At 46.0% G+C, this 5015-nt stretch carries 6 protein-coding genes; 3 read left to right on the forward strand and 3 right to left on the reverse strand.

Features of this window, described 5'->3' with window-relative positions; all coding sequences use genetic code 11:
- Nucleotides 1–134 precede the first annotated feature (134 nt).
- Nucleotides 135–1031, reverse strand: coding sequence for an ABC transporter permease (locus PX636_RS18295; RefSeq protein WP_002799574.1), 897 nt, complete (start codon nucleotides 1029–1031; stop codon nucleotides 135–137).
- 329 nt (nucleotides 1032–1360) lie between these two features.
- On the opposite strand from PX636_RS18295, the gene PX636_RS18300 reads away from it, so the two are divergent.
- On the forward strand, nucleotides 1361–2095 hold the full coding sequence (locus tag PX636_RS18300) for a PEP-CTERM sorting domain-containing protein (protein ID WP_288118194.1): 735 nt from the start codon (nucleotides 1361–1363) through the stop codon (nucleotides 2093–2095).
- A gap of 113 nt (nucleotides 2096–2208) precedes the next feature.
- Here the strand turns inward: PX636_RS18300 and PX636_RS18305 are convergent, their stop codons facing one another.
- Nucleotides 2209–3063, reverse strand: coding sequence for a Uma2 family endonuclease (locus PX636_RS18305; protein WP_288118196.1), 855 nt, complete (start codon nucleotides 3061–3063; stop codon nucleotides 2209–2211).
- Nucleotides 3064–3252: 189 nt separating this feature from the next.
- Here PX636_RS18305 and PX636_RS18310 point away from each other — a divergent pair, with 189 nt between their 5' ends.
- A complete protein-coding gene (locus PX636_RS18310) occupies nucleotides 3253–3966 on the forward strand; it encodes a PEP-CTERM sorting domain-containing protein (RefSeq protein ID WP_288118198.1) in 714 nt (237 codons plus the stop codon).
- Nucleotides 3966–4109 carry a PEP-CTERM sorting domain-containing protein gene (locus tag PX636_RS18315; protein ID WP_502882898.1) on the forward strand — a complete coding sequence of 48 codons (144 nt, stop codon included), beginning with the start codon at nucleotides 3966–3968 and terminating at the stop codon, nucleotides 4107–4109. Before PX636_RS18310 ends, PX636_RS18315 begins: the two co-directional genes overlap by 1 nt.
- Before the next feature lie 231 nt (nucleotides 4110–4340).
- On the opposite strand, the gene PX636_RS18320 is transcribed toward PX636_RS18315, so the two are convergent.
- A partial coding sequence (locus tag PX636_RS18320; RefSeq protein ID WP_288118200.1) for a Uma2 family endonuclease occupies nucleotides 4341–5015 on the reverse strand: 675 nt, incomplete at its 5' end.

Consider the following 5015-nt stretch of genomic DNA (forward strand, 5'->3'; position numbering starts at 1 on the left):
AGGGGGGATCAGAGGCAAAATCTATCTTCAATTTAATTATAACTACTTACTTGTCTAGTTTTTGGTTGTGAGAAAGTTGCAGGCTTTTCAGTGAAAGTAAACTGATAACTGATAACTGATAACTGATAACTGATTTAAGCAAAACGACGACGAAGTAAGGGCTGAATTGCCAAAAGGATTAGCAGATCAAAAGCTAAGAGCAGGCCTAAAACTGTCAAGAAATTGAGGTCAAGCCAAGGGGTTTGTAAGACTATGCTATCAAAAGACCAGTGCTGATTGAAATAAATATAACGGATCGGTTCGATCGCATAGGTAAGAGGGTTGAGACTAGCGATTACTTGTAACCAATCTGCCATAAAGTTTAAGGGAGCGAGGGCGGTACTGGCAAATAAAAGCGGTAAATTGGTGACGAAAATGACGGCGATTAATTCGATATGTCCGGGGAGAGCAAAGGTTAAACTGAGACTTAAGGCAGTCATACCCAAAACTATTAGGAAAACAATCAAAGCGATCGCACCTAATCCAGCTAAACTGGGCAATCCTGCCCCTAAAAAGGCACTAGCGGCCACGATCGAGGCGGTTTGGATGAAACTGAGGGCGATAATATAGATGGTAGAAGCGGCCACGATCGAGTACCGAGTGGTTAAAGGCGCTACCAAGAGACGGTTAAGAAAGCCAAATTCTCGATCGAACATTACCGGTAAACCGGCATTTAAGGCCCCAGAAAAAGCGGTAAAGACAATCACCCCGGGGGCGAGAAATTTAGCATAACTGAGATCGTTGCCGAATAGACCCTGGGGAGCCTTATAAAACAATGCCCCAAATAAAATCAGCCACATAAAGGGCTGAATTACCCCCGCGATTAGGGTTGAAGGACGACGTTGTAATTGGATGAACAGACGTTTAGTCATGGCCAGAGTTTCTTGCAGAAATTCCCCTAGCACATTTCCCCCATCGTCCACCGTTGCTGCTCTAGTGGGATTGGGGGCTAAACTAGCTTTTAAGGAAGAAGGTGTGATGGTTTGGCTCATGAAATATTTACCTCTAATGCAGTCTCAACGAGTAATTTAGATAGTCAACAGTTTATAAGTGATCAGATGGCTCTCTTGGGGTTCTGGTGATCGGCAAATCCTCTCGAAGAAAAGGCTTACACCCTACCACTTCTCCAATATACAAGGGGCGTAAGCCCTGGGGGAGAAGAATGTAAATATTTATTAAATTGTAGCTTTTAATACAATGCGGGGGGGGGAAGTGTGTATTTTGTCTTTGAGCATTCGCTTGTCATTGTTTTGGGTTGCCCTATCGCTTAACCCAAATCTAAATGTCACGCACTCAAATCATTTACCATTAACCCTTTGTTATGAAATTACAACTCGGCATTGTCTGTGCCGGGGTTGCCCTGGCAACTCTGGGAACTGGTGCGGCACAAGCTGCTTTGGTGGTCGTCCCTACAGGCTTGAATCCAGGCGATCAGTATCGTTTGGTGTTTGTTACTGACGGCACACGGGATGCAACAAGCACCAACATCGACGACTACAATAACTTTGTTACCAGCCAGGTAACAGGAAGCGCTCTTGCTACGGCTTTAACAACGGCAGGATTTAACCTAGGTACGATCACTTGGAAGGCGATCGGTTCTACTTCCGCTACGTCTGCCAAAGTCAATACCGGTACTGATGGCAGTCAGCCAGATCTTCCCATCTACCTCATAGATGGCAACAGGGTCGCCAACAATAATGCCGATCTTTGGGATGGCTCAATCGCTAAATCTATCGATCGCACTCAGATAGACACATCTAAGAATGCAAGTGTATGGACGGGCACTCAGGCGGGGGGCTCCACTGGTTCGCCGTTGGGTAATGCCATAGGATTTCCGCCTGTGGCTAATATGGGCGCGACTATTTACACCGACTCCAGATGGATCAACGACATCACCTTTCTGAGCGTGAGTCAAAGCTTATCTCTATATGGAATGTCCTCAGTCCTGACAGTTCCGACTCCAGCAGTCACTGTCCCCGAACCCTCTAGCCTTCTTGGTTATATCACCCTGGGCGGTTTAATGCTAGGGGGTGCTGTCCGCAAAGCGAGGAAATAATGCCTACAAGGGAGAGGAGACGCGGGTTTCCTCTCTCTTTTTTTGGGGTAGTTTGTTTAATTCCTGGTTCCAAGGCTCTGCCTTGGAACCAAACATTTAGGCTCTGCCTAAATTTAAAAGTCAATCTGAGGAATAGTTTCAGGATCTATCCCTAATTCCCGCAATCGTGCCGCTAGTTGTTCTGCTCGTTGTTTCGCCGCAGAAGCCTCTTGTTTCGCCGCAGAAGCCTCTTGTTTCGCCGCAGAAGCCTCTTGTTTAGCCGCAGAAGCCTCTTGTTTAGCCACAATTAACTCCTCATCGGCAAGGGGAATCAACTCTCCCTCCAGCGTCAACCAGCGCAACCATAGCCGCTCAATTCCCCGATAGGAACCTTGCCACAAACCCAAGCTCAATTCCAGTTGAGGAATCGGTAAGCGTCCCTCCACTAAAGTCACGGGTTGGTAATGACCATCTACCAGTTCAAACGCTTGAAGTTGGTTAGTATAGCGGCTAAAAACTACATAGTAGGGAACCTGCAAAATCTGTTCATAAACTGTCCACTTAGTTGGCGGTTCTTCTGGTTGGCGTAGTTCTTCTCCTAAATCTTGATTTTCCGTACCTGGAGACAATAATTCCACCACAATCGCAGGGGAAACTCCTTCCTGCCAAATCACATAACTTAAGCGCAGGTCATGGCCATCGTAGAGACGAGGAACACCGACCACCCCAAACCAATCAGGACGCTTGTACCATTGAGGGTGTCTGACATCGTAGTAAAGGTTAAGGTCAGCGGCGCTAAAAACTAGCTCTGGTTCCCAGTTGGGAGGCTGGAAAGTCAGCAGTAATAACTGAGGTTGTAATAGGTGAAATTCGTCAGGCAAACCGGGTTCCAGTGGATTATCACTAGGTAAATCGTACATCGTCGGCAGGGATTGCCGGGGGGAAAGGGAAGGGTCAGATTGGGGAATGGTGAAGGTAGGTGTAGTCATTTCAGTTATCAGTTATCAGTTATCAGTTACCACTCAGACCTCTCAAACATTGTAACTGTGATTACTGTAGCGGCGTAAGCCCTGGGGGAAAGGAATGTAAATATTTATTAAATTGTAGCTTTTGATACAATGCGGGGGAAGCAAGTGTGTATTTTGCCCTTTAAGCCCTATTCGTGTTTAATTCTAAAAATGAAAAATCCAATTTTAGCGGCGCTGAGTCAAAAATCTCTCTCAGTTGGTATTGTGGCATCAACCGTTTTCTTCGGCACTACTAGCCACGCCTTGGCCAGCGTTCTGATTGCCGGATCTCCCAGCACTGCGAGTTTTCTCAACGACGTTCAAGCAAAAATTGCTGGAACTGGCCTAATTTCTGGAAGCGTAGATATACTGAATGTCAGTTCTTCTACCCCGACTCTCGCGCAATTACAGGCTTATGATGCCGTACTATTCTTTTCTGATTTCGGTTTTGCCGATCCAACCACTTTCGGTAACGTATTAGCAGATTACGTCGATGCGGGTGGTGGAGTAGTCCAAGCGACTTTTTCATTCTGGAGCGCTGGCGCAGACATTGGTGGTCGGTGGAGGGCGCAAAACTACGATGTTTGGCAACCAGGAGGACAGAACCAACCCGGAAATCTAACATTAGGAACAATTTACGATCCATCGAACCCGATCCTCGCAGGCGTTACCAGCTTCAATGGCGGATCAAGGAGTTTCTACAATACAGTGGGACCTCTCAACCCCGGTGCGGTAGCAGTGGCTGACTGGAGTAATGGTGCACCGCTAATCGCCGTCAATACCTCCACATTTGCGGGCAAAATAGCTGGGTTGAATTTTTATCCCCCATCAAGCGATGCTCTCTCCGGTCTCTGGGTCACAGTAGTACCGATGGCGCACTGTTAATGGCCAATTCCCTGAACTTCGTCACCAAACAAGTTTCTGTTCCCGAACCCAATTCTCTTCTTGGACTGTTTGCTATCGGCACTCTTGGCGCAGCTTCAACCCTCAAACGCAAACTAAAATCATCCAAATCAGCCGAGAAGTAAACCACAAAAGTCGGCTAAATTGGCCACAAAATATCACAAACACCCCTTCATTCAGTCAGTGGAGGGGGTTTTGTTTTTTTGGTTTTTCGATGGGTAGCATCTCAGTCGTGAATTATGCTAGGATTCGCCCTAGAATGAGCAAAAATCATGACTACACAAGCAACAGTAATCCAAGGCACGGCCAGGGAAATTAGGGAAGCACTGGCGCTTATACCTTGGAGAAGTCAGAGCCTACATTTCATCGGGGTTAATTCCAAGCGCTCTGAGCCTTTCAGCCAGCCGGATGGCTTTTTGTTCAGCCTCTTGTTTAGCCAGACGTTCTTGAGCAGCGATCGCCTCAGCCTGGTTCGCTCTTTCCTCAGCCGTTAGATAGCGATTTCCTGGCTCGTCATACCAGTATAACCATTCCCGATACCAGGCAATATGTTCTCCTTTTTCATAACCCAGCGCCAAGCCAATTTCAGGCAACCAAACTCGATTATTCTCACTCTCTAGAAGTTCATATTTGCCTGAGATTAATTTATATACCTCTAATCTTTGTCGGTTTTTAAATCTTCCCCTTCTGCCACTCAAAGGATTGTATATTGCATAATACAGAATCCCCAGGGTTTGGTAATTTAAGAATTTTTCCTCATACTCACTATTATACTTCTCGGAAATTACCTCTAAAAACAAAATCGGCAAGATATACTTTTCTCCCCACAAAATATAGCTTAACCGACCTCTTTCTCCCGTATCATGGTTGACTCCAACCGCTAAGAAACCATCGGGGACAAAAGCTGATTCGTCTGGATTATAATAAACAGCCATATCTACCCCAAAATACCAATCATCTCGACCAGACCAAATTAAAGCTAATAAACTTAGCAGTAGATTGGGAATATCATTCTGTAACTGATTATCCAC

It is taken from the genome of Microcystis sp. M53598_WE2, from assembly GCF_030067735.1.
Taxonomy (GTDB): Bacteria; Cyanobacteriota; Cyanobacteriia; order Cyanobacteriales; family Microcystaceae; genus Microcystis; species Microcystis aeruginosa.

What these genes read in the sequence shown, in the direction of transcription:
- PX636_RS18295 (WP_002799574.1), bottom strand. Translation starts at nt 1,031, where the DNA reads ATGAGCCAAACCATCACACCTTCTTCCTTAAAAGCTAGTTTAGCCCCC.
- PX636_RS18300 (WP_288118194.1), top strand. Translation starts at nt 1,361, where the DNA reads ATGAAATTACAACTCGGCATTGTCTGTGCCGGGGTTGCCCTGGCAACT.
- PX636_RS18305 (WP_288118196.1), bottom strand. Translation starts at nt 3,063, where the DNA reads ATGACTACACCTACCTTCACCATTCCCCAATCTGACCCTTCCCTTTCC.
- PX636_RS18310 (WP_288118198.1), top strand. Translation starts at nt 3,253, where the DNA reads ATGAAAAATCCAATTTTAGCGGCGCTGAGTCAAAAATCTCTCTCAGTT.
- PX636_RS18315 (WP_502882898.1), top strand. Translation starts at nt 3,966, where the DNA reads ATGGCCAATTCCCTGAACTTCGTCACCAAACAAGTTTCTGTTCCCGAA.